We start from the raw sequence: 18,592 nt of genomic DNA, 5'->3' as shown, positions 1-18,592 counted from the left end.
GTACAAGAAGTGAAACTTTGAGCTATAATAATAAAGCGAGAGGAGTGTTATCGTTGAATTCGAAAATTTTGACAACACTTGAATATTCAAAAATTGTTGACAAGCTGAAGGAGCATGCTGCTACCTCGCTTGGCAAAAGCAGAGCGGAGGCGCTCTCTCCTCAAACTGAGTTGGAACAAGTAAAAGCATTGTTGCGACTGACGGATGAAGCCTATGCTGCCGATCGTTTAAAAGGAGCCGCTCCATTTGGCGGCATTTTCGATATATCGTCTGCTTTACATCGCGCACGCATTCATGCAACGTTGAATGCTACGGAACTGCTTGAGGTAGCTTCAACCTCCAGAGGCTCGCGGCGTGTTAAACGGTTTATCGAGCAGGTAAACGAAGAGCATGCGATTCCATCTCTGCTGCAATATGCTGAGCAAATCAGCGAGCATCGTTCGCTGGAGGAAGAAATTTTTTCCTGCATCGATGATCAAGGAGAGGTAATGGACTCGGCGAGCGCCGAGCTGGCAAGTTTGCGTCGGGAGCTGCGCAATGGCGAAGCAAGAATTCGTGAGAAGCTGGAGTCGATGATTCGTTCTTCCTCCGTGCAAAAAATGCTGCAGGAAGCGATAATAACGCTGCGCAATAATCGTTTCGTTATTCCGGTTAAATCAGAATATCGTTCAAGCTTTGGCGGTATTGTTCATGATCAGTCCGGATCGGGAGCAACGTTATTTATTGAGCCCGAAGCGATTGTTGCCATGAACAACAGATTGCGTGAGCTGCATGTTCAGGAAATTAAGGAAATCGAAAAAATTTTACAGCGGCTTACCGCGCTTGTTAGCGATTGTGTCGAGGATATGCTGTATGACCAGGAGCTTATCGGTCATATCGATTTTACGTTTGCTAAAGCAAGGCTGGCCCACGGGCTAAAAGCAATTTTGCCGATGATGAATGATCGCGGCTACTTAAAAATAAAACGAGGCCGCCATCCGCTGCTTGACCAGAAAAAAGTTGTGCCATTAGATGTAGAGCTTGGCAATCAGTATCATTCCATTATCGTAACTGGACCGAACACAGGCGGTAAAACCGTGTCGCTCAAGACAGTCGGGCTATTAAGTTTGATGGCGATGTCTGGCTTATTTGTACCGGCAGAGGAAGGAACTCAGCTATGTGTATTTGATGCGATTTATGCAGATATTGGCGACGAGCAAAGCATTGAACAAAGCTTGAGTACCTTTTCAAGCCATATGACTAATATTATCCGCATTCTTGAGCAAATGACCTCCAAAAGTCTTGTATTGCTTGATGAGCTGGGTGCGGGTACAGATCCCGCTGAAGGATCAGCGCTTGCGATTGCCATTCTTGAGCATATTCATGCCAAGGAATGCCGCGTTATCGCAACGACGCATTATTCCGAATTGAAGGCATATGCATTTAATCGCAAAGGCGTCATTAATGCGAGCATGGAATTTGATATTGCGACATTAAGTCCAACCTATCGCTTGCTTGTTGGCATTCCAGGACGAAGCAACGCCTTCGCTATTGCTGAACGCCTCGGCTTGTCTCCGAAAATTATCGAGCATGCCAAAGGCGAGGTAAGCGACGAGGATATGAAGGTAGAAAGCATGATCGCTTCGCTTGAGCAAAATCGTATTTCTGCAGAATCTGATCGTGAACTTGCACAAAAATTGCGACTTGAACTGGAGCAGCAACGTATGAAGTATGAGCATGAGCTTCAGCGCTTTGAAGAGCAAAAAATTAAGCTGCTGGAAAAGGCTCAAGCTGATGCAGAAGCTGCCGTTAGTAAAGCGCGCAAGGAAGCGGAGGAAATTATTGCAGATTTGCGCAAGCTGGCCATGGATGAAGCAGCTTCCATTAAAGAGCATAAGCTGATTGAAGCAAAGCGTCGACTGGATGAGGCTCTACCAGAGCTGGCAGTGAAGCAAAAGCCTTCGCGCAGCGGGAAAAAGCAAAAGATTTCCGCGGGTGATGAAGTTAAGGTTTATAGCTTGAACTCCAAGGGGCATGTTGTAGAGTTGCATGGTGATGAGGCGACCGTTCAGCTTGGCATTATGAAGATGAAGGTCAAGCTTGATGATCTTGAGCTGCTGCAAAGCAAATCACAGCAGCCTGCTCAGCCGCAAAAGCAAGCGGCAAGCGTAAAGCGCACCAAAGACGATTCCGTCCGCATGGAGCTTGATCTAAGAGGAGAATCGCTTGAGGAAGCCATTCTTGAGGTTGACCGTTTCATTGATGAATCCTATATGGCTGGCATGGGTCAGGTTTACATTATTCACGGTAAAGGTACAGGCATATTGCGTACAGGCATTCAGCAATATTTACGTCGTCACAGTCTGGTCAAGTCCTACCGCGATGGTGAATTTGGCGAAGGCGGCAACGGGGTGACAGTTGCACAATTAAAATAGTCGTAGGCTAAAGTGAGGGGAAAGGGATGGATCCGCAAATCGACTGGTTGCTAGAAAATGAATATTTGGCTTCGATCGTATATGTATCAGTAGCAATATTGACGCTAATTGTGTTTTTATCGATCTTTGAGCTTGTTGCGCGATACCGCTGCTGGCACGAAATTAAGCGTGGTAATATGTCGGTAGCAATGGCGACTGGAGGCAAAATATTTGGAATCTGCAATATTTTTAGATTCTCGATTTCCATACACAGCTCGATTTATGAACAATTAATTTGGGCAGCGTTCGGTTTTTTAATTTTGTTAATTGCCTATTTCTTGTTTGAATTTATGACGCCAATCTTTAAAATTGATGAAGAGCTGGTTAATGACAATCGGGCTGTCGGCTTTATCGCGATGATCATTTCGATATCGTTATCTTATGTAATCGGAGCGACTATTTTAATTTAATGCTGAACTGAACACGCATAATAAGGCAGGTGTAGCTGTTGTGAAGTACTTACCTAAGGTACTGGCGCTCGTGTCGATATTGTTTTTTATATTAGGGGTTATTTATGTCATGAATATGGATTAGTCTATGTTCATGACAAGCTAAAGAGAGGAAGTTAAAAGCTATGGAAACACAAACAATCTGTCCGTGGTGCGAGTCGAATATTATTTGGGATGAAGAAATCGGTCCTGAAAAATATTGTCCCCATTGCGACAATGAAATAAGCGGCTATCGCACGTTAGAATTTGAAGCAGGCTTTTCCAATGAAGATGAGGAGCAGCATGAGCATGACGAGCACGTAGCTGCTGATGACTCTGAATGGGATGACGATGATCAAGGTATTTTGCGTTCAACGCGTGAAATTGCGGCAAATAGCCAAATTCAAAGCATGCTCAATGAGCAGTTTGAAATGCCGGAATGTGCCAATTGTCGCGAATATATGCTTGAAGCTGGTGAGCAGATCATTGGCAAGGATGGCGAGTTTACGCCTGTAACTGCGCCTAACAGCGGCCAGCCAATCGTTTCTTCGCCAATGAAGGTCATCTGGTACGTTTGTCCATCCTGCTATCGTACGGACAGTTACTTAAGTTTGCAGGATCGCAAGCAAATGCTTGATGCGTTGTCAGACGAGCAGTAACTTTAAATAATGGAAGATTAGCGCAGGTATGAGCGATTTTGAAGAAGGGTAACTTATTGTGAGCTAAATAAATAAAAAGGAGCGATTCAACATGCAAAAGATGTTAGATCGACAAGCTTGGCTCCTGCTCGCAATTTACGCTTCCTTCGGCTTTGCAAACGCGCTTTCTGGGACATTTATACCCGTATACTTATGGAAAGCAAGTGGTTCATACTTAACGGTTGCGCTGTTTGCGCTTGCCCAGTACAGCTTTTCTGGACTGACCTTCTACTTATGCGGCAAGTGGATTAAGGAAGGAAACAAATTAAATTGCCTGCGAGTAGGCTGTCTGCTCTCAGGCCTTTTTTATTGTATGGTGCTTTGGCTGAAGCAATCAGCCAGCGGCATGCCTTTTGTGTTGGGGGCGATTAATGGAATAGGGCTTGGCTGCTATTGGGTAGCGTATAATCTCATCTATTTTGAAATTACAGAGCCCGATACAAGAGATCGCTTTAATGGCTCGCAAGGGCTGCTTGGCGCAGGTACAGGAATTATCGCGCCATGGCTTTCTGGCTTGCTCATCAGTTGGCTCGCTAATGAACGCGGCTATACGTTGATATTTACAACTTCATTAGTTATTTTCGCTTGCTGTGGCGTTATTAGCTTTTTTATTCATAAACGGCCAGCGCAAGGGAAATATGATTGGCTTTATCCGTTTAAGCAATGGCGTCAGTATACGAAGGAAAGCAAGGAATGGCGCTATGTATTTGCTGGAATTACCGCTCAAGGAATTCGCGAAGGCGTATTTTTATTTTTAATCAATTTGATCGTTTATATTGCGACGAATAATGAAGCGAAGGTGGGAACATATACGTTTGTATCCTCGCTTACCTCATTAGTAAGCTTTTGGCTTTGCGGCAGAATTTTAAAACCGCAAAACAGGCAGCTATCAATGCTGGTAGGAGTAATTAGCTTGACTGCTGTTATTATTCCGTTTTTTTGGCGCGTTGATTATACAATGTTGCTTATATTCGGAGTTGGTACTGCCTTATTGTTCCCGCTATATATTATACCAATTACCTCCAAGGTGTTCGATATGATCGGAGCTACAAAGCAGTCAGTTGAACATCGAGAGGAATTAATTATTTTTAGAGAGATTGCTTTAACATTAGGCAGAATCATTGGCTTGATCCCATTTTTCATATATATAACATGGGTTAATACGGAGAAGGGTTTAGTGTGGCTGCTGCTTATTGTCGGCGCTTCGCCTATTGTCGGCTGGTTTTTTATGCGTCCTTTATTTCGGATTCAGCATAAACGGTATGGAGGAGAATCGCCGCCAAAGCATGCTATTCGCGCGAAACCGCAATCGGAGGCATAGTTATGGCTAAAATCGTAAATAGTGTGCTTGAGCTTGTTGGCGACACGCCAGGTGTAGTCTTACAGCGAATCGTTCCTGCTAATTGTGCGGAAATTATCGTCAAGCTGGAATATATGAATCCAAGTGGCAGTGTAAAGGATCGTGCCGCCTATAATTTGCTTGCCGAAGCTGAGCGACAAGGAGTTCTAAAGCCAGGCGCAACCATTATAGAGCCGACAAGCGGTAATACTGGAATCGGCTTGGCGATGAATGCCGCGGCAAAAGGCTATCGCATTATATTGGTAATGCCTGATAATATGACTAAGGAAAGGATTGCAATGCTGAAAGCATATGGCGCTGAGGTCGTATTGACCGAAGCAGCCAAGCGGATGCCGGGTGCGATTGCTAAAGCTGAAGAGCTTCATGCAGCGATTGAGAACTCATTTATTCCCAATCAATTTAAAAACGCCGCCAATCCGGACATTCATCGTAAAACAACCGCCTTGGAAATAATCGAACAGTGCGAAGGACGGCTGGATGGTTTTGTTGCTTCATCAGGTACAGGTGGAACAATTACAGGCACTAGTGAGGTATTAAAGGATAGACTTCCCAATCTGTATGTAGCAGTAGTGGAGCCTAAGGGCTCGCCAGTGCTGTCAGGCGGGCAGCCTGGACCTCATAAGCTTGTCGGTACAAGTCCTGGTTTCATTCCGGACATTCTAAATACAGCCATTTATGATGAAATCATTCAGGTTGCAGACGAGGATGCGATTAATACGATGAGAATGCTTGCGCGGCAGGAAGGGATACTTGTAGGGCCTTCTTCTGGAGCTGCGGTATGGGCAGCGATACAGCTAGGTATGAGATTGGGAGCTGGCAAACGCGTGCTTTGCATTGCACCAGATACAGGAGAGCGCTATTTAAGCATGGACTTGTTTTAATGCCCAAAGCAGACCTTTCTTCTTCAAATATTAACAGCATAGTTCCAACCGGCAATGCGCAATCTAAATACGTAGTACTGCACGATAGCCGATGTTTTCGGTGCAACATGGATTGCGCAGAAGCTACAAAGACTATATGAACGTTTGAGGAGGAGATCATATGCAAGCAATGACCAATAAAGAGCTTGAATATGTGATTGATTCAATGTCTAATGAGGATTTGCTGATGAAGACATGTGCTGCCGCTGCTGCTGTTTCAACTCATCCAGCAGTAAAAAGCTGCTGTGAGGCAATGGTTCATACGCACCAGGCCAATTACAATACGTTACTGCAATCGTTGCAGCAGCACCAAACGATTGCGCCAATGAACTAACGATAACGATTGAATTGGAGGAATGAGAAATGGTAAATCAATCATTGCAATTATCCGAAGAGGATTTGCTAAGTGTAGTGCTTTCAGATTTGAAACGCTGTGTGCGTGAGTATGCTACTGCGGCAACAGAATCGACTTGTCCTAAAACTCGTCAAATGTTTACGAATTTGCTGAACAGCACGTTGACTATGCAAGGTCAGCTGTTTACTGTAATGTCGCAAAATAATATGTACGAGCAAGCAAGCGTTGCTCCGAAGAAAGAAATCGACAAGCAGATTCAGTCCTATACGTCGACACAGCAGCAAACGCAAAGCTGGCTTCAGCAACAAGGCATGCAGACAAGCATGCAAAGCAATCAGGCAAGCCAACAGGCACAGCCGACAGCACATTAATGTAAAGACCCTGCGGGGTCTTTTTCATTTTGTTTTTTTAATATCTACCTTTGCAGGATTAACATATTCGGTGTAAAATAACGTACATAGCATTTGATGCTAAACCACAACCGTGGGAAGGGGTTATTTCATGACAGGTATATCTGATTTTCAATTAAAGGTGCTGGCCCTTTTACAAGAAGACGCCAGACTGAAGCCAGAAATTATTGCCACAATGCTTGATGCGACAGTTGAGGACGTGAAAGCCGCGATTGCGGCTATGGAAAAAGATCATGTAATTGTAAAATACGCGACAATTGTAAACTGGAGCAAGATGCATGACGAGAAGGTTACGGCCTTGATCGAGGTGCAAATTACACCTGAACGAGGCAGAGGCTTTGATCGGATTGCGGAATCCATTTATTTATATCCTGAAGTCAAATCATTGTACTTAATGTCAGGTGCTTACGATTTGCAGGTAGAAATTGAAGGCGATAGCTTGAAGGAAGTCGCCTCATTTGTTTCCAATAAATTGTCAACGATTGACGCAGTGCTGTCAACGAAAACATACTTTATTCTAAAAAAATATAAACAGGATGGCATTATCTTCGAAGAAACCGAAAGTGATTCTCGAATGATGGTGTCGCCGTAAAAGAAGGGTGAACGTGATGACGAACGAAGCATCGCAACAATCATCCGTACCTGTGCGAACACGTCAAATGTCAGATTTTCTAAACCCGTTGGTGCGAGAAATTAAACCATCAGGTATTCGTCGATTTTTCGACCTTGTTAGCACACGAAAGGATGTTATTACATTAGGCGTAGGCGAGCCGGATTTTGTAACCCCTCGCCATGTTCGTGAAGCAGCCATTATGTCTTTGGATCGTGGAAAAACACAGTATACCTCTAATGCAGGTATGCCCGAGCTGCGAGAAGCGATTTGCAATTATTTATATAACAGCTTTCAACTTCAATATGATGCGGCCAATGAAGTTATTGTTACGATCGGCGGCAGTGAAGCGATCGACCTGGCTTTGCGCGCAATTATCTCTCCTGGAGATGAGGTGCTTGTACCTGAGCCGTCCTATATTCCTTATGCTCCGATTACGACATTAAGCGGTGGAACTGCTGTTGGCATTGAAACCTTTGCCAAGGATAAATTCAAGCTTACAGAGGAATCGCTGCGTAAAGCGATTACACCTCGTTCCAAGGTGTTAATACTAAGCTACCCTAGCAATCCGACGGGCGGAATTATGACGTATGAGGATTGGCTGCCAATTGCGAAAATCGTGGAAGAGCATGATTTGATCGTGATCAGCGACGAAATTTACGCTGAGCTGACGTATGGCATGAAGCATGTAAGCTTTTCATCGTTACCTGGCATGAAGGATCGTACAATACTAGTTAGCGGCTTCTCCAAGGCGTTTGCTATGACTGGCTGGAGATTGGGTTATGTGTGCGGACATCCTGATATTATCGCGGCAATGCTGAAAATCCATCAGTATACCGTCATGTGTGCCCCGACAATGGCACAATATGCTGCATTGGAAGCATTGACGTATGGTCTGGAAGAAAAGGATCGTATGGTTGAGTCCTACAATCAGCGTCGACGACTAGTTGTGCAAGGCTTGCATGATGCAGGATTGGAATGCCATGAGCCGCAAGGCGCATTCTATGCCTTCCCTTCTATTAAATCAACAGGCTTGACGAGTGAACAGTTTGCCCAGCGCTTGCTGGAAGAAGCCAATGTAGCTGCAGTGCCTGGCGATGTATTCGGTTTGGGGGGAGAAGGCTTCCTTAGATGCTCTTATGCTACAAGCGTAGCCAACTTGACTGAGGCGATTGATCGCATCGGGCAATTTGTATATAAGCTGAAGCAGCAATAGGTTTTAGAGTTTAACGGGCCCGTACAGGGTCCGTTTTTTGTTGGAAACGACCGGGCATTAGTCATGCCAGTCTTCTAGTTTGAAATGAGCAATTATGCTAAGATGAAATTGACTGCTTCAACATTATGAATAAAAGCAGGATAATAGATTCGAATATTTCGCTAATGACAGTACGATTAACATAAAGCATGCTGCAATTTTGAGGAGGAGTACATATGAAGCTGTATACGCGCGGAGGAGATAAAGGCATGACCAGCCTGATCGGAGGCAGGGTAATGAAAACCGATACCAAGGTAGAAGCCTACGGTACGATAGATGAATTGAACAGCTTTGTTGGTCTGGCTGCGGCCAAAGCAGCGGCAGTAGAGGCAACGCAGCCGCTCGCTGAGCAGCTGTACGACATTATGCAGGAGCTGTTTGATGCAGGTGCAGATCTCGCCTATGCTTCGCCAGGTCATCCGTATAAGCTAAACGAAGCTGCGGTTTCCCGGCTTGAGCAGTGGATTGATGAGCATACTGCTGCCGCTCCGGAGTTGAGCAAATTCATTTTGCCTGGCGGATCGGAGTTGTCTGCAGCGCTGCACATATGTCGGACTGTTTGCCGCCGAGCAGAGCGACGCACGGTAGCCCTTCTGCAGCAGGAGGAAATCAATCAGTCTGTTCTTGCTTATTTGAACCGGCTGTCGGATTATTTGTTTGCTGCAGCTAGAGCAGCCAATGTGTGTCTGGGAGTAGAGGATACACAATATATTCGCAGCGCAAATGTTTTTAAAGGGAAGAAGCAGGAATGACGGATAACAAGCGATGGACTGGCCGTGTCGTCAAGCATTTGCCTGGTCAGAAGCCAGAGCGACTATTTGGCGCAGAAGAAAATAAAGCGCTGCTGGAGCACTATTATGAGCCGCTGACAACGGTGGCAACAGAGCAGGATGAGGGCAAGACGATTCGTGAGGTGCTGGAAAGGGCATTCGGAGTATCGAGCAAGCTGCTTGCCGCAGCAAGAGCAACTGAATATGGCTTGACGATCAATGAGGAGCGCGTCTATATTTCAGCTCCTGTGCAAGCGGGAGAGGTGATACGGCTTAGGCAGCTGCGCGAGCAATCGGAAGATATTTTGCCGCAGCCGATGCCGCTGGACATCATTTATGAGGACAACTATTTGCTTATTGTCAATAAGCCTGCGGGTCAGGTGGTGCATCCTACACACGGGCACTATACCAATACGCTGGCCAACGGCGTAGTTGCACATTGGCAGCGGCAAAACGAGCAGTTTCGCTTTCGGCCAATTCACCGGCTTGATGAGGAGACCTCAGGTCTTGTCGCGATCGCCAAAAACGCCTACATCCATCAGCAGTTGTCAGAGCAGCTGCAGCAGGGGAAGGTGGATAAGCGCTATGCTGCGCTTGTATACGGCATTCCTCAGCCTGCAGAGGGCATCATTGAGGAGCCTATTGCCCGCGATCCCCAGCAGCCGCATTTGCGGATTGTAACGCCTGAAGGAGCCTACTCCAAAACGGCATACTGGACGGTGCAAGCCTTTAAGGAGCAGCAGCTGGCGGCAAGTCTGATCCGTCTAAAGCTGTATACGGGCCGCACTCACCAAATTCGTGTGCATATGAGCAGCATCGGCCATCCATTAATCGGGGACAAGCTATATTATAAGGAATCGCTGCGGCTGCAGCAGCTTGAAAGCAGCATAGCAAGACATGCGCTTCATGCCGAGCAGCTGGGCTTCTATCATCCTATGACGAAGCAGTATGTACAGTGGACAGCACCACTGCCTGAAGATTTTCAGCGTTTAATAAGCAATTTGCAGAAAGGAATGGAAGGGAAGCATGAGCAAGCTAACGATTTATGAATATCCGAAATGCGGAACCTGCCGCAAAGCAGTAAAAACTTTAAAGGAGCTAGGCAATGAGCTTGAGCAGCGCCATATTGTAGAAGCGCCGCCAACGGTAGAGGAATTGAAGGTGTTAATTAAAAATAGCGGCCAGGAATTGAAAAAGTTTTTTAATACATCTGGAGATTTGTATCGCTCGATGGGGCTGAAGGACAAGCTGTCAAGCATGACCGAGCAGGAGCAGCTTGAACTGCTTGCTTCACACGGCATGTTGATCAAGCGACCGATCGTGACGGATGGACGGAAGGTAACGATTGGCTTTAAGGAAGATGTATACAAGGACGTGTGGGGGTAATCTCGTGGTAAAGCTACTTTCACAGCTAGGCTCATCCATTTTTGCAGAGGTGGCGGAATGGAAGCGGCAGGCTGTTGCTAACGGAATGGATGTTATTGATTTGGGAATTGGCAGTCCTGATCAGCCGCCTTCGCTTAAAGTAAGGCAAGCGTTGTCCGAGGCTGTGCTGCGAGAGGATATGTATGCCTACCCTGCCTTGAAATCAGGTCTCCCTTTTCGGGAGAAGGCGGCTGAATGGATGCGGCATCGCTTTGGTGTCGAGCTGGATCCAGCGCTTGAAATTTGCACACTGGCTGGCTCTCAGGATGGACTGGCGCATTTGGCTATGGCGATTGCCGAGCGCGGCTCAATTGCGCTTGTGCCTGATCCCGGCTACCCGATTTACAGCGCATCGTTGGCGTTAGCAGCTGTTGAGCCGTACTATATGCCGCTAGTAGAAGAGCATCACTATTTGCCGCAGCTAGAAGCTGTCCCGGATGAGGTATGGCAGCGTACATCGTTCCTGCTGCTTAATTATCCGAACAATCCGATTACCGCAGTGGCAGACCTGAGCTTTTTTGAGAAGCTTGTTGCATTCGCCAAGCAAAAGCAGGTGTTGATTGTGCATGATCTTGCGTACTCGGAAATGGGCTATGACGGCTTTCAGCCGCCAAGTATATTGCAGGTGGAGGGAGCGAAGGAGCTCGCAGTTGAGTTTCATTCGCTGTCAAAAAGCTTCAATATGGCTGGCTGCCGGATCGGCTTTATGGTCGGACAGCAGCAGGCAGTTGCAGCGTTAAGCAAGCTGAAGGCGAATATTGACTATGGCGTATTCGATCCGATTCAGGAGGCCGCGATTATAGCGCTTGATGAAGCGATGCAGGACGAGCACTTTGTAAAAGCCAGCACCGTGTACCAGCAGCGCCGCGATTGCTTTATCGCTCGCTTGCATGAGGCGGGCTGGCATGCTGACGCCCCGCAAGCGACGATGTTCGTTTGGGCCAAGCTGCCGAAGCTGAAAAATGGCGATCGACCAGACGGGAGCTGGAGCTCGCGCATGTTTGCTCAGCGCTGTTTGGCGGAAACAGGTGTTGTTGTCATTCCAGGAGATGCCTTTGGCGCACAAGGCGAAGGCTATGTTAGAATAGCATTAGTGGAGGGGGAGGGGCGGCTAATCGAAGCAGCAACGAGACTCGGCCAATTCGTGAAGCGGATGGTTTAAAATGCTGGACTTTGATGACGATGTGGTTGCGTTGGGGATTACTCGACGTCGAATCTTGAACGCTAGCGAAAACTGCGGTGCTCACGTAGCTCTGCTCTACGCTGCGCTCCTCGTTTTCTACTAGCGTCCAAGCTTCTTGGTCCTGAAAGCCCAGCTTTTAAACCTCCATTGGAAGCGGATGGTTTAAAATGCTGGACTTTGATGACGATGTATTGCGTTGGAGCGTATTCGACGGCGAATATGTCACGCTACCGAAAGTTCCGGTGCTCACGTAGCTTTTGCCTACGCTGCGCTCCTCACTTTCTAGTATCGTGCCATCTTCTTGGTCCTGAAAGCCCAGCTTTTAAACCTTTCATTGAATATTGGTAGGTTTAAAAGCTGGACTTTGATGACAATGATTGGCGTTGTAGCGGAGTTGACGATGAGGGTTGGATTTGTTTGAGTGTTATTTGGAGGAGGGATGTTAATGAGCGATAAGCGTCGTTATTTGTTGGTGGATGGGATGGCAATTTTGTTTAGAGCTTATTTTGCTACTTCGTTTACGGGGAAAATTAGACGGACGAGCAGTGGGGTGCCGGTTAATGCGGTGCATGGCTTTGTGCGTTATTTTGTTGATGCGGTTCAAACCTATCAGCCGTCGCATGTGATTTGCTGCTGGGATATGGGCTCTACGACGTTTCGTACGGAACAGTATGGAGAGTATAAGGCCAATCGACCTGAGGCTCCTGAGGATCTTATTCCGCAGTTTGACCTTGTAAAAGAGGTGGTCAGCAGCTTTGATGTTCCCAATATAGGTCTTAACGGCTACGAGGCTGATGACTGCATGGGAACGCTGGCGGCCAAGCTTGGCAAGGAATATGAGGTTGTGATCGTGACAGGCGATCATGATATGCTACAGCTGGTGGACGAGCAGGTCAAGGTTGCGATTATGAAAAAAGGGATCGGCAATTACCAGCTTTACACACCGCAGAGCCTGCTTGAAGAGAAGGGCTTGACGCCAGCTCAAGTTATTGATGTAAAAGGCTTGATGGGGGATACCGCTGACAACTACCCTGGCGTAAAAGGAATTGGCGAGAAGACGGCTTATAAGCTTATTCAGCAATTCGGCACGATCGAAGGGCTGCTGGCAAATTTGGATCAGGTGTCGCCGACGATTAGGAAGAAAATCGAAGAAAATCTCGATATGCTTCACTTGTCTCGCAAGCTGGCAACGATCTATTGCGAGGCTCCATTGCCTTTGGAAGAATTGAATGATGAAGCCTGCAGATGGTGCGTTAATAAGCAGCAGGTGCTATATAAATTCGATGAGCTCGAGTTCGGCAGCTTAAGCAAGCTGATCGATCAGCTTGAGCCTATAGGTGCATAGCCAAGGACAGGCAGTGATAGAATGGAATGCGAAGCAAGGCTGATCGCGATGTCATCAATATAAGATGTCGCTATCGGCCTTTTTGTTTCGACAGTATGTTGCGAGAATCATCAACGAATGGGTATTTAGTTCATAATCGCGCAGCTCCCGGCTTATACTAAAGTCACAACTTTGTGAAAAACTAGTATACTTGACCTAAATGATAAGGTATAATACAAGTAATAGGCTTGATCGTAGATTGCACAGAGGGGAGTAGCTATTGTGAAGGCAGAATATATCAATCCGTTTTTGGAATCCGCTCAGACGGTAATTGAGCAAGTCGTACAAATTCGTCCCTCTACGGGAGCAGTATCAGTTAAGGATATCAAGTTTGTTGAACAATATATTTGGATACATATTGGTGTAAATGGTCAAATGAACGGAAACATAATTTTTGGTTTGAAAGAAGATGTTGCCCTGAAAATGATATCAGCGATGATGGGTGGTTACGCCATTTCAGAGCTTGACGAGATGGGCAAAAGCGCGATATCAGAGCTAAGCAATATGATCAGCGGCAATGCAAGCACGATTATGTACAATCAAGGGATGACAGTCGACATTACTCCGCCTCGGATTGTGGAGATGGCACAGGCAGCAGGCTTTGAATCTTCAAAAGCTATTGCAGTTCCTCTAATTATCGATGGCATTGGTGAGCTGGATATACAGGTTGTTGTTTCATAGCATGAAGCTCCTTTAGGAGCTTCTTTTCATAACGGATATTGTTGTTCTGCCCTGTTTGAAAAGAATAGAAGGAAGCTGGCGATCCCAAGACTGCTATAGCGCGATCATTCTTTCCTGAATGCTGCCAATAGCAGTTTTTTCATGTTTGCTTTTACACGTTTCTGTTTAATTTTTTTGAGATTTTTTTGCAATTTTTGCGTAATAGATTAGAATGAAGTACACTGATGATGGGTGATGCTAATGTTGAATAAGCAAATTATTGTTATTACTGGAGCATCAAGCGGCATTGGAGCGCTGCTGGCTGTTGAGTCTGTCAAGCAAGGCGCAACGGTCGTCTTAACGGGGAGAAATGAACAAAGGCTGCAGCAAATTGTATCACAGCTGGGAAGCTCGGCTTCGTATTATGTGATGGATGTTGCTGATGCCAAGCAAATTGAAAGTGTATTTGCGCAAATTATACATAAGCATGGTCGGATTGATATTCTTATTAACAATGCAGGCTACGGCATATTTGCCACAATCGATGATTTGAGCATTACGCAATATGAACAAATGATGGATACGAATTATATGGGTGTTGTTCGCTGCACGAAGCAGGTGCTGCCTGTTATGAAAGCTGCGGGTAAAGGACATATTGTCAATATTGCTTCCTTGGCGGGCATGATCGGTTCAGCCAAATCCACCGCATATTCCGCTACGAAGCATGCTGTGCTTGGCTTTACCAATTCGCTAAGAATGGAGCTGAGAGAAACCCCGATTGTCGTATCGTCAGTAAATCCAGGGCCGATTCAAACTGCATTTTTCAATACAGCAGATCCAGAAGGTACCTACGTCCGCAATATTAATTGGTTAATGATGAAGCCGGAGTACGTCGTCGCAAAAATTATGCGCTTGCTCCATACAAAGCGGGCAGAGCTGAATCTTCCATATGCAGCTTCATTTGCCTTGAAATTGTATGGGCTATGTCCTCGGCTAATTGATAAAATAGCAGGGAAATGGCTGAATAAAAAATAGAGAAGTCGCTCTGATGAGCAGAGGAAGGAATGCATTATGTCTAGTAACAGATGGTTAGAGCTTGGAATTAGTGAGCAGCTTGCTGCTGCATTACTGAAGCAAGGAATTAAGCAGCCGACGGATGTGCAGCAAGAGGCGATAGCTGAGCTGTTGGCTGGCAATGACATCGTCGTTAAATCTCAAACAGGAAGCGGCAAGACGCTTGCTTTTTTGCTGCCGATGTTGCAGCGCATTGATGCTGGATCGAAGTCGATTCAAGCCGTTGTGCTCGCGCCAACTCAAGAGCTGGCGATGCAAATCGTCCGTGTTGCCGAGCTTTACGCTGAACCGCTCGGTATTAGGGTGCAGCAATTAATAGGCGGCGCTGCTGTCAAGCGCCAGATTGAAAAGCTCAAGCTAAATCCACAGCTTGTAGTCGGTACGCCAGGTCGGATGAATGAGCTTATAAAAAGCAAAAAGCTTAAACTTCACGCGGTAAAATTTTTAGTCATTGATGAAGCGGATCAAACCTTTGAGCTTGGCTCCTCCGCAGATATAGAAAGCTTGCTGTTTGCAGTCAACAAGGAACGGCAAACTGCTTTTTTCTCCGCAACCTATCCGGATACAATGCTGCGTTATGAAGGGCGCTGGATGAAGCAGCCGAAAAAGATCGACATTACGCCTGAAAATAAAGTAGTGAGCACGATTGAGCATTATTTTATCGTTTGTGATCAGCGTTCGAAGCTTGACTACACGCGTCGTTTGCTGCGTGCAATCGATGCAGGGCCTGCGCTGTTGTTTGTCAACGATACGAATCAAATTGCAAACTGGGAAGCTAAGCTGAAATACGAAGGGTTTAAAGTTGAGGCTTTGTACGGCGATGCCGACAAGCAGCGCCGCGCATCAACGCTGTCTGCATTTCGCGAGGGCAAGCTTGAGGCGATTTTGTCTACGGATGTGACGGCACGCGGTATCGATATTGCTGATTTGCCGCTTGTTATCCAGATCGAGCCTGCGATTGATGCTGATCATTATGTGCATCGGGCTGGACGTACAGGCCGCATGGGCAAGCAGGGCTTGGTGGTATCCATTATAACGCCGCAGGAAAGGTTCATAATGGATAAATTCATGAAGCAGCTTGACATAAAAATTGAAGAAAGAAGGCTGTTCAGAGGCAAATTGCTGAATGAAGCGCAAATTTCTCAGGCCGTTCGTTATGCGCCTAATGATGAGAATAGAAGGAATGGAAGGCCTGGCGCGCCCAAGCGTGAAAGCAAGGTTGTACGAGAAACTGCTGCGGTAGAGCGCGAAGGCAAAGCTGTACGAGAGCCTGGAACAGCAAAGCGCAAGGTTGAAAATATACAAAAGTCTGCTGCCGGGCAAAACAATAGGTCTGGCAAAGCTTCTGTGAAAAATGATAAAAACGGACGTGTATCGTCAACAGTTCAACCGAAAAAGAAACAAAGCACTGGTAAAAATAAAGGCGCGCCAAAATGGCTGAAGCAGAAATGGCAGGACGATACGCAGAAGTAGTAAGTTATAGAGGAAGTAAGGATGAGGTGATACGATGAAAACTGTACTGCGTGTGGAGCAGCTGAGCGGGGGCTATAGTCCAAAACGAGCGATTATTCATGATCTTGATTTTGAGATCAAAGCTGGCGAAATGATTGGGCTGATTGGTGTTAACGGAGCAGGAAAAAGCACTACGATCAAGCATATATTAGGTTTAATGACGCCGCATCAGGGCTCAATTAGAATTAATGAGAAAACATTAAATGATGATGTCGAGCAGTATCGCAGCGGATATACTTATGTGCCTGAGACACCAATCTTGTTTGAAGAGCTCACTGTTGAGGAGCACCTTAGATTGACAGCAATGGCCTATGGAGTACCCGAGCAGCAGTATTTGCAGCAGTCAGAGCAATTGCTGGAGCGGTTCCACATGGTTAAGAAGCGCAAAGCGCTAACTGCTCATTTATCCAAAGGGATGAAGCAAAAGGTAATGATTATGAGCGCTCTATTGGCCAAGCCTTCTTTATTTATTATCGACGAGCCTTTTCTGGGGCTCGATCCGCTTGCGATTCGCTCCCTGCTGCAGGAGCTGATGGAGGTCAAGCAAAACGGCTCGGCGATCCTGATGAGCTCGCATATTTTATCAACGATCGAGCATTATTGCGACCGTTTTATTATGCTCGACCAAGGACGCATCGTTGCTCAAGGTGCGCTTGAGGATATGCTGGAGCATGCGAATCGGCAAGGTCATTCCGTTGCTCATTTGGAGGATGCCTTTTATGCTTTACTTAATGGAGGGGAGGCTTAATGGCAGAGCAAGCAGATGTAATCGAGCTGTGGCATAAGCGTAAGCAGCAGTTTTTAAAAGAGGTTGCCCCTTACATACGCTATATGGCACAGAGTGGATTTCCCGCTTTTTTAGCACTGATCGGGATTGTTTGCATCATCCAATATGTTGGACTCATTAAAAATGTGCCGCCGCATTTGCCAATTGCATGGATTGGAGCGATTGTGCTAACACCATTTCTCTGTTACAGTCCGTTGCGCACCTACCTTAAAGAGCCGGACCTCATTTTTTTAATGCCAGCGGAGCATAGACTATCTCCCTACATGCGGCTTTCGTCCAAACGCTCCTTTCGCAACAGCCTACTGCTGTTCTTTGCCGTATTGTTAGTTTTTTGGCCGCTTTATCGGCAAAGCGATGGCTATATCGGGCTATGGCTCGTTGTCGTCATGCTGCTGCTAAAGCCGATCAACAGCTATTTTGCATGGCAGGAAAGACTGCTAAGCTGGAATAACCAAAGGATGCTGCTGCGCCTGCTGCGGTGGCTGCTTATGTTTGTGCTTGTGCTAGCCTGGCTGATGAACGCTTCCTTGCTGGTGGAGGCAGTTTTAACGCTTGCTGTTTTAGGCTTGCTCTATGTTGTTTATCGGCAAATGAGAAAGTTTGATTTTCCCTGGCAGCGTCTCATTATTGAGGAAAAGGCGATGCTGCGTCGGTTATTTTCCTTTTTCAACTGGTTTATTGACGTACAGAGCGAAGCGCCAGCTGTTAGACCGCGCAATTATCTTGCTTGGCTGATTCGCGCTGTTCCATATCGACAATCGGCGACTTTTATATACTTGCATCTCATAACATTTGTAAGAACTGAAATTGGCGGCATTTGCATCAGACTTCTGCTGCTTGGCGGTCTGGTCAATTATTTGCTGGCCGCGAACCGTGGTATGGATGGCTGGGGAGTTGTGCTGTCCTATGTGCTGTTTGGCCTGCTGCTTTCCTTGCAGACTGGCACGCTGCGCAAGGTTCACCGCTATGCGATTTGGAAGGATATTTTTCCGTTGCAGGTTCAGCTGCAGCAGCAGCAAACTATTACGATTGATCGATTGTTGAATATCGTGCTGCTCGCGCTGCTTTTTCTACCTACCTTTCCAATATGGCAAGGCTATGGGGCTCAGCTGCTAACGATGCTCGTATTTTTCATGATTTACCCGTTTGTTCGCAGCAAACGGCTAGCTGCCGTACTGAAAAAGGAAGAGGACGAGTAGAAGGGCGCTTTAGCGTCCAAAAAGCGATTGATTTTGCTCTGAAGCGCTGGATGTCAACTAAAAAGAAGGGGGATGCAAATGGTCAGCTTTCACTGACTTTTTACATCCC

General features: G+C 46.4%; 19 protein-coding genes. All 19 read left to right on the top strand.

Annotation, left to right across the window (positions count from 1 at the left end):
* Window positions 1-53: 53 nt before the first annotated feature.
* Complete coding sequence (locus KJS52_RS13340; protein ID WP_213515887.1) at window positions 54-2,414, top strand: endonuclease MutS2; 2,361 nt, start codon at window positions 54-56, stop codon at window positions 2,412-2,414.
* A gap of 26 nt (window positions 2,415-2,440) precedes the next feature.
* A complete protein-coding gene (locus tag KJS52_RS13335) occupies window positions 2,441-2,863 on the top strand; it encodes a DUF350 domain-containing protein (protein WP_213515885.1) in 423 nt (140 codons plus the stop codon).
* A 164-nt stretch (window positions 2,864-3,027) separates the two neighbouring features.
* Complete coding sequence (locus tag KJS52_RS13330) at window positions 3,028-3,540, top strand: hypothetical protein (protein ID WP_213515884.1); 513 nt, start codon at window positions 3,028-3,030, stop codon at window positions 3,538-3,540.
* A gap of 91 nt (window positions 3,541-3,631) precedes the next feature.
* Entirely contained in the window at window positions 3,632-4,900 is a 1,269-nt protein-coding gene (locus KJS52_RS13325; RefSeq protein WP_213515882.1) for an MFS transporter, read from the top strand.
* Window positions 4,901-4,902: 2 nt separating this feature from the next.
* Window positions 4,903-5,820, top strand: coding sequence for a cysteine synthase A (cysK, locus tag KJS52_RS13320; RefSeq protein WP_213515880.1), 918 nt, complete (start codon window positions 4,903-4,905; stop codon window positions 5,818-5,820).
* Between the two features lie 160 nt (window positions 5,821-5,980).
* On the top strand, window positions 5,981-6,193 hold the full coding sequence (locus KJS52_RS13315; RefSeq protein WP_213515879.1) for a hypothetical protein: 213 nt from the start codon (window positions 5,981-5,983) through the stop codon (window positions 6,191-6,193).
* A gap of 29 nt (window positions 6,194-6,222) precedes the next feature.
* Window positions 6,223-6,585: a spore coat protein gene (locus tag KJS52_RS13310; protein WP_213515877.1), complete on the top strand. Its 363-nt coding sequence runs from the start codon at window positions 6,223-6,225 to the stop codon at window positions 6,583-6,585.
* Between the two features lie 130 nt (window positions 6,586-6,715).
* Window positions 6,716-7,216, top strand: coding sequence for an Lrp/AsnC family transcriptional regulator (locus KJS52_RS13305; RefSeq protein ID WP_213515875.1), 501 nt, complete (start codon window positions 6,716-6,718; stop codon window positions 7,214-7,216).
* Between the two features lie 16 nt (window positions 7,217-7,232).
* Complete coding sequence (locus tag KJS52_RS13300; RefSeq protein ID WP_213515873.1) at window positions 7,233-8,450, top strand: aminotransferase class I/II-fold pyridoxal phosphate-dependent enzyme; 1,218 nt, start codon at window positions 7,233-7,235, stop codon at window positions 8,448-8,450.
* 215 nt (window positions 8,451-8,665) lie between these two features.
* Window positions 8,666-9,241, top strand: coding sequence for a cob(I)yrinic acid a,c-diamide adenosyltransferase (locus KJS52_RS13295; protein ID WP_213515871.1), 576 nt, complete (start codon window positions 8,666-8,668; stop codon window positions 9,239-9,241).
* Entirely contained in the window at window positions 9,238-10,308 is a 1,071-nt protein-coding gene (locus tag KJS52_RS13290) for an RluA family pseudouridine synthase (RefSeq protein ID WP_213515869.1), read from the top strand. The genes KJS52_RS13295 and KJS52_RS13290 overlap by 4 nt, the downstream gene beginning before the upstream one ends.
* Entirely contained in the window at window positions 10,286-10,645 is a 360-nt protein-coding gene (locus tag KJS52_RS13285) for an arsenate reductase family protein (RefSeq protein WP_213515867.1), read from the top strand. Before KJS52_RS13290 ends, KJS52_RS13285 begins: the two co-directional genes overlap by 23 nt.
* Window positions 10,646-10,649: 4 nt before the next feature.
* Window positions 10,650-11,846, top strand: a complete 1,197-nt coding sequence (locus tag KJS52_RS13280; protein ID WP_246563514.1) for an aminotransferase class I/II-fold pyridoxal phosphate-dependent enzyme — start codon at window positions 10,650-10,652, stop codon at window positions 11,844-11,846.
* A gap of 460 nt (window positions 11,847-12,306) precedes the next feature.
* Window positions 12,307-13,212 (top strand): 5'-3' exonuclease, encoded by a 906-nt coding sequence (locus KJS52_RS13275; protein ID WP_213515863.1) that lies wholly within the window; start codon window positions 12,307-12,309, stop codon window positions 13,210-13,212.
* A gap of 261 nt (window positions 13,213-13,473) precedes the next feature.
* A complete protein-coding gene (locus tag KJS52_RS13270; RefSeq protein ID WP_213515861.1) occupies window positions 13,474-13,932 on the top strand; it encodes a chemotaxis protein CheX in 459 nt (152 codons plus the stop codon).
* 240 nt (window positions 13,933-14,172) lie between these two features.
* Window positions 14,173-14,946 carry an SDR family NAD(P)-dependent oxidoreductase gene (locus KJS52_RS13265; protein ID WP_213515859.1) on the top strand — a complete coding sequence of 258 codons (774 nt, stop codon included), beginning with the start codon at window positions 14,173-14,175 and terminating at the stop codon, window positions 14,944-14,946.
* A 36-nt stretch (window positions 14,947-14,982) separates the two neighbouring features.
* Complete coding sequence (locus KJS52_RS13260; protein ID WP_213515857.1) at window positions 14,983-16,458, top strand: DEAD/DEAH box helicase; 1,476 nt, start codon at window positions 14,983-14,985, stop codon at window positions 16,456-16,458.
* A 34-nt stretch (window positions 16,459-16,492) separates the two neighbouring features.
* The gene (locus tag KJS52_RS13255; protein ID WP_213515855.1) at window positions 16,493-17,245 is read left to right on the top strand and encodes an ABC transporter ATP-binding protein; all 753 of its coding nucleotides are present in this window, start codon (window positions 16,493-16,495) and stop codon (window positions 17,243-17,245) included.
* A complete protein-coding gene (locus KJS52_RS13250; RefSeq protein ID WP_213515853.1) occupies window positions 17,245-18,483 on the top strand; it encodes an ABC transporter permease in 1,239 nt (412 codons plus the stop codon). The genes KJS52_RS13255 and KJS52_RS13250 overlap by 1 nt, the downstream gene beginning before the upstream one ends.
* Window positions 18,484-18,592: the final 109 nt, after the last annotated feature.

Source organism: Paenibacillus montaniterrae, from assembly GCF_018403185.1.
Taxonomy (GTDB): Bacteria; Bacillota; Bacilli; order Paenibacillales; family Paenibacillaceae; genus Pristimantibacillus; species Pristimantibacillus montaniterrae.
This window is presented reverse-complemented; position numbering and strand designations above follow the sequence as displayed.

Coding starts and splice junctions, on each gene's coding strand:
- KJS52_RS13305 (WP_213515875.1), top strand. CDS start 6,716: ATGACAGGTATATCTGATTTTCAATTAAAGGTGCTGGCCCTTTTACAA.
- KJS52_RS13295 (WP_213515871.1), top strand. CDS start 8,666: ATGAAGCTGTATACGCGCGGAGGAGATAAAGGCATGACCAGCCTGATC.
- KJS52_RS13265 (WP_213515859.1), top strand. CDS start 14,173: ATGTTGAATAAGCAAATTATTGTTATTACTGGAGCATCAAGCGGCATT.
- KJS52_RS13330 (WP_213515884.1), top strand. CDS start 3,028: ATGGAAACACAAACAATCTGTCCGTGGTGCGAGTCGAATATTATTTGG.
- KJS52_RS13325 (WP_213515882.1), top strand. CDS start 3,632: ATGCAAAAGATGTTAGATCGACAAGCTTGGCTCCTGCTCGCAATTTAC.
- KJS52_RS13255 (WP_213515855.1), top strand. CDS start 16,493: ATGAAAACTGTACTGCGTGTGGAGCAGCTGAGCGGGGGCTATAGTCCA.
- KJS52_RS13300 (WP_213515873.1), top strand. CDS start 7,233: ATGACGAACGAAGCATCGCAACAATCATCCGTACCTGTGCGAACACGT.
- KJS52_RS13275 (WP_213515863.1), top strand. CDS start 12,307: ATGTTAATGAGCGATAAGCGTCGTTATTTGTTGGTGGATGGGATGGCA.
- cysK (WP_213515880.1), top strand. CDS start 4,903: ATGGCTAAAATCGTAAATAGTGTGCTTGAGCTTGTTGGCGACACGCCA.
- KJS52_RS13250 (WP_213515853.1), top strand. CDS start 17,245: ATGGCAGAGCAAGCAGATGTAATCGAGCTGTGGCATAAGCGTAAGCAG.
- KJS52_RS13310 (WP_213515877.1), top strand. CDS start 6,223: ATGGTAAATCAATCATTGCAATTATCCGAAGAGGATTTGCTAAGTGTA.
- KJS52_RS13315 (WP_213515879.1), top strand. CDS start 5,981: ATGCAAGCAATGACCAATAAAGAGCTTGAATATGTGATTGATTCAATG.
- KJS52_RS13260 (WP_213515857.1), top strand. CDS start 14,983: ATGTCTAGTAACAGATGGTTAGAGCTTGGAATTAGTGAGCAGCTTGCT.
- KJS52_RS13290 (WP_213515869.1), top strand. CDS start 9,238: ATGACGGATAACAAGCGATGGACTGGCCGTGTCGTCAAGCATTTGCCT.
- KJS52_RS13335 (WP_213515885.1), top strand. CDS start 2,441: ATGGATCCGCAAATCGACTGGTTGCTAGAAAATGAATATTTGGCTTCG.
- KJS52_RS13285 (WP_213515867.1), top strand. CDS start 10,286: ATGAGCAAGCTAACGATTTATGAATATCCGAAATGCGGAACCTGCCGC.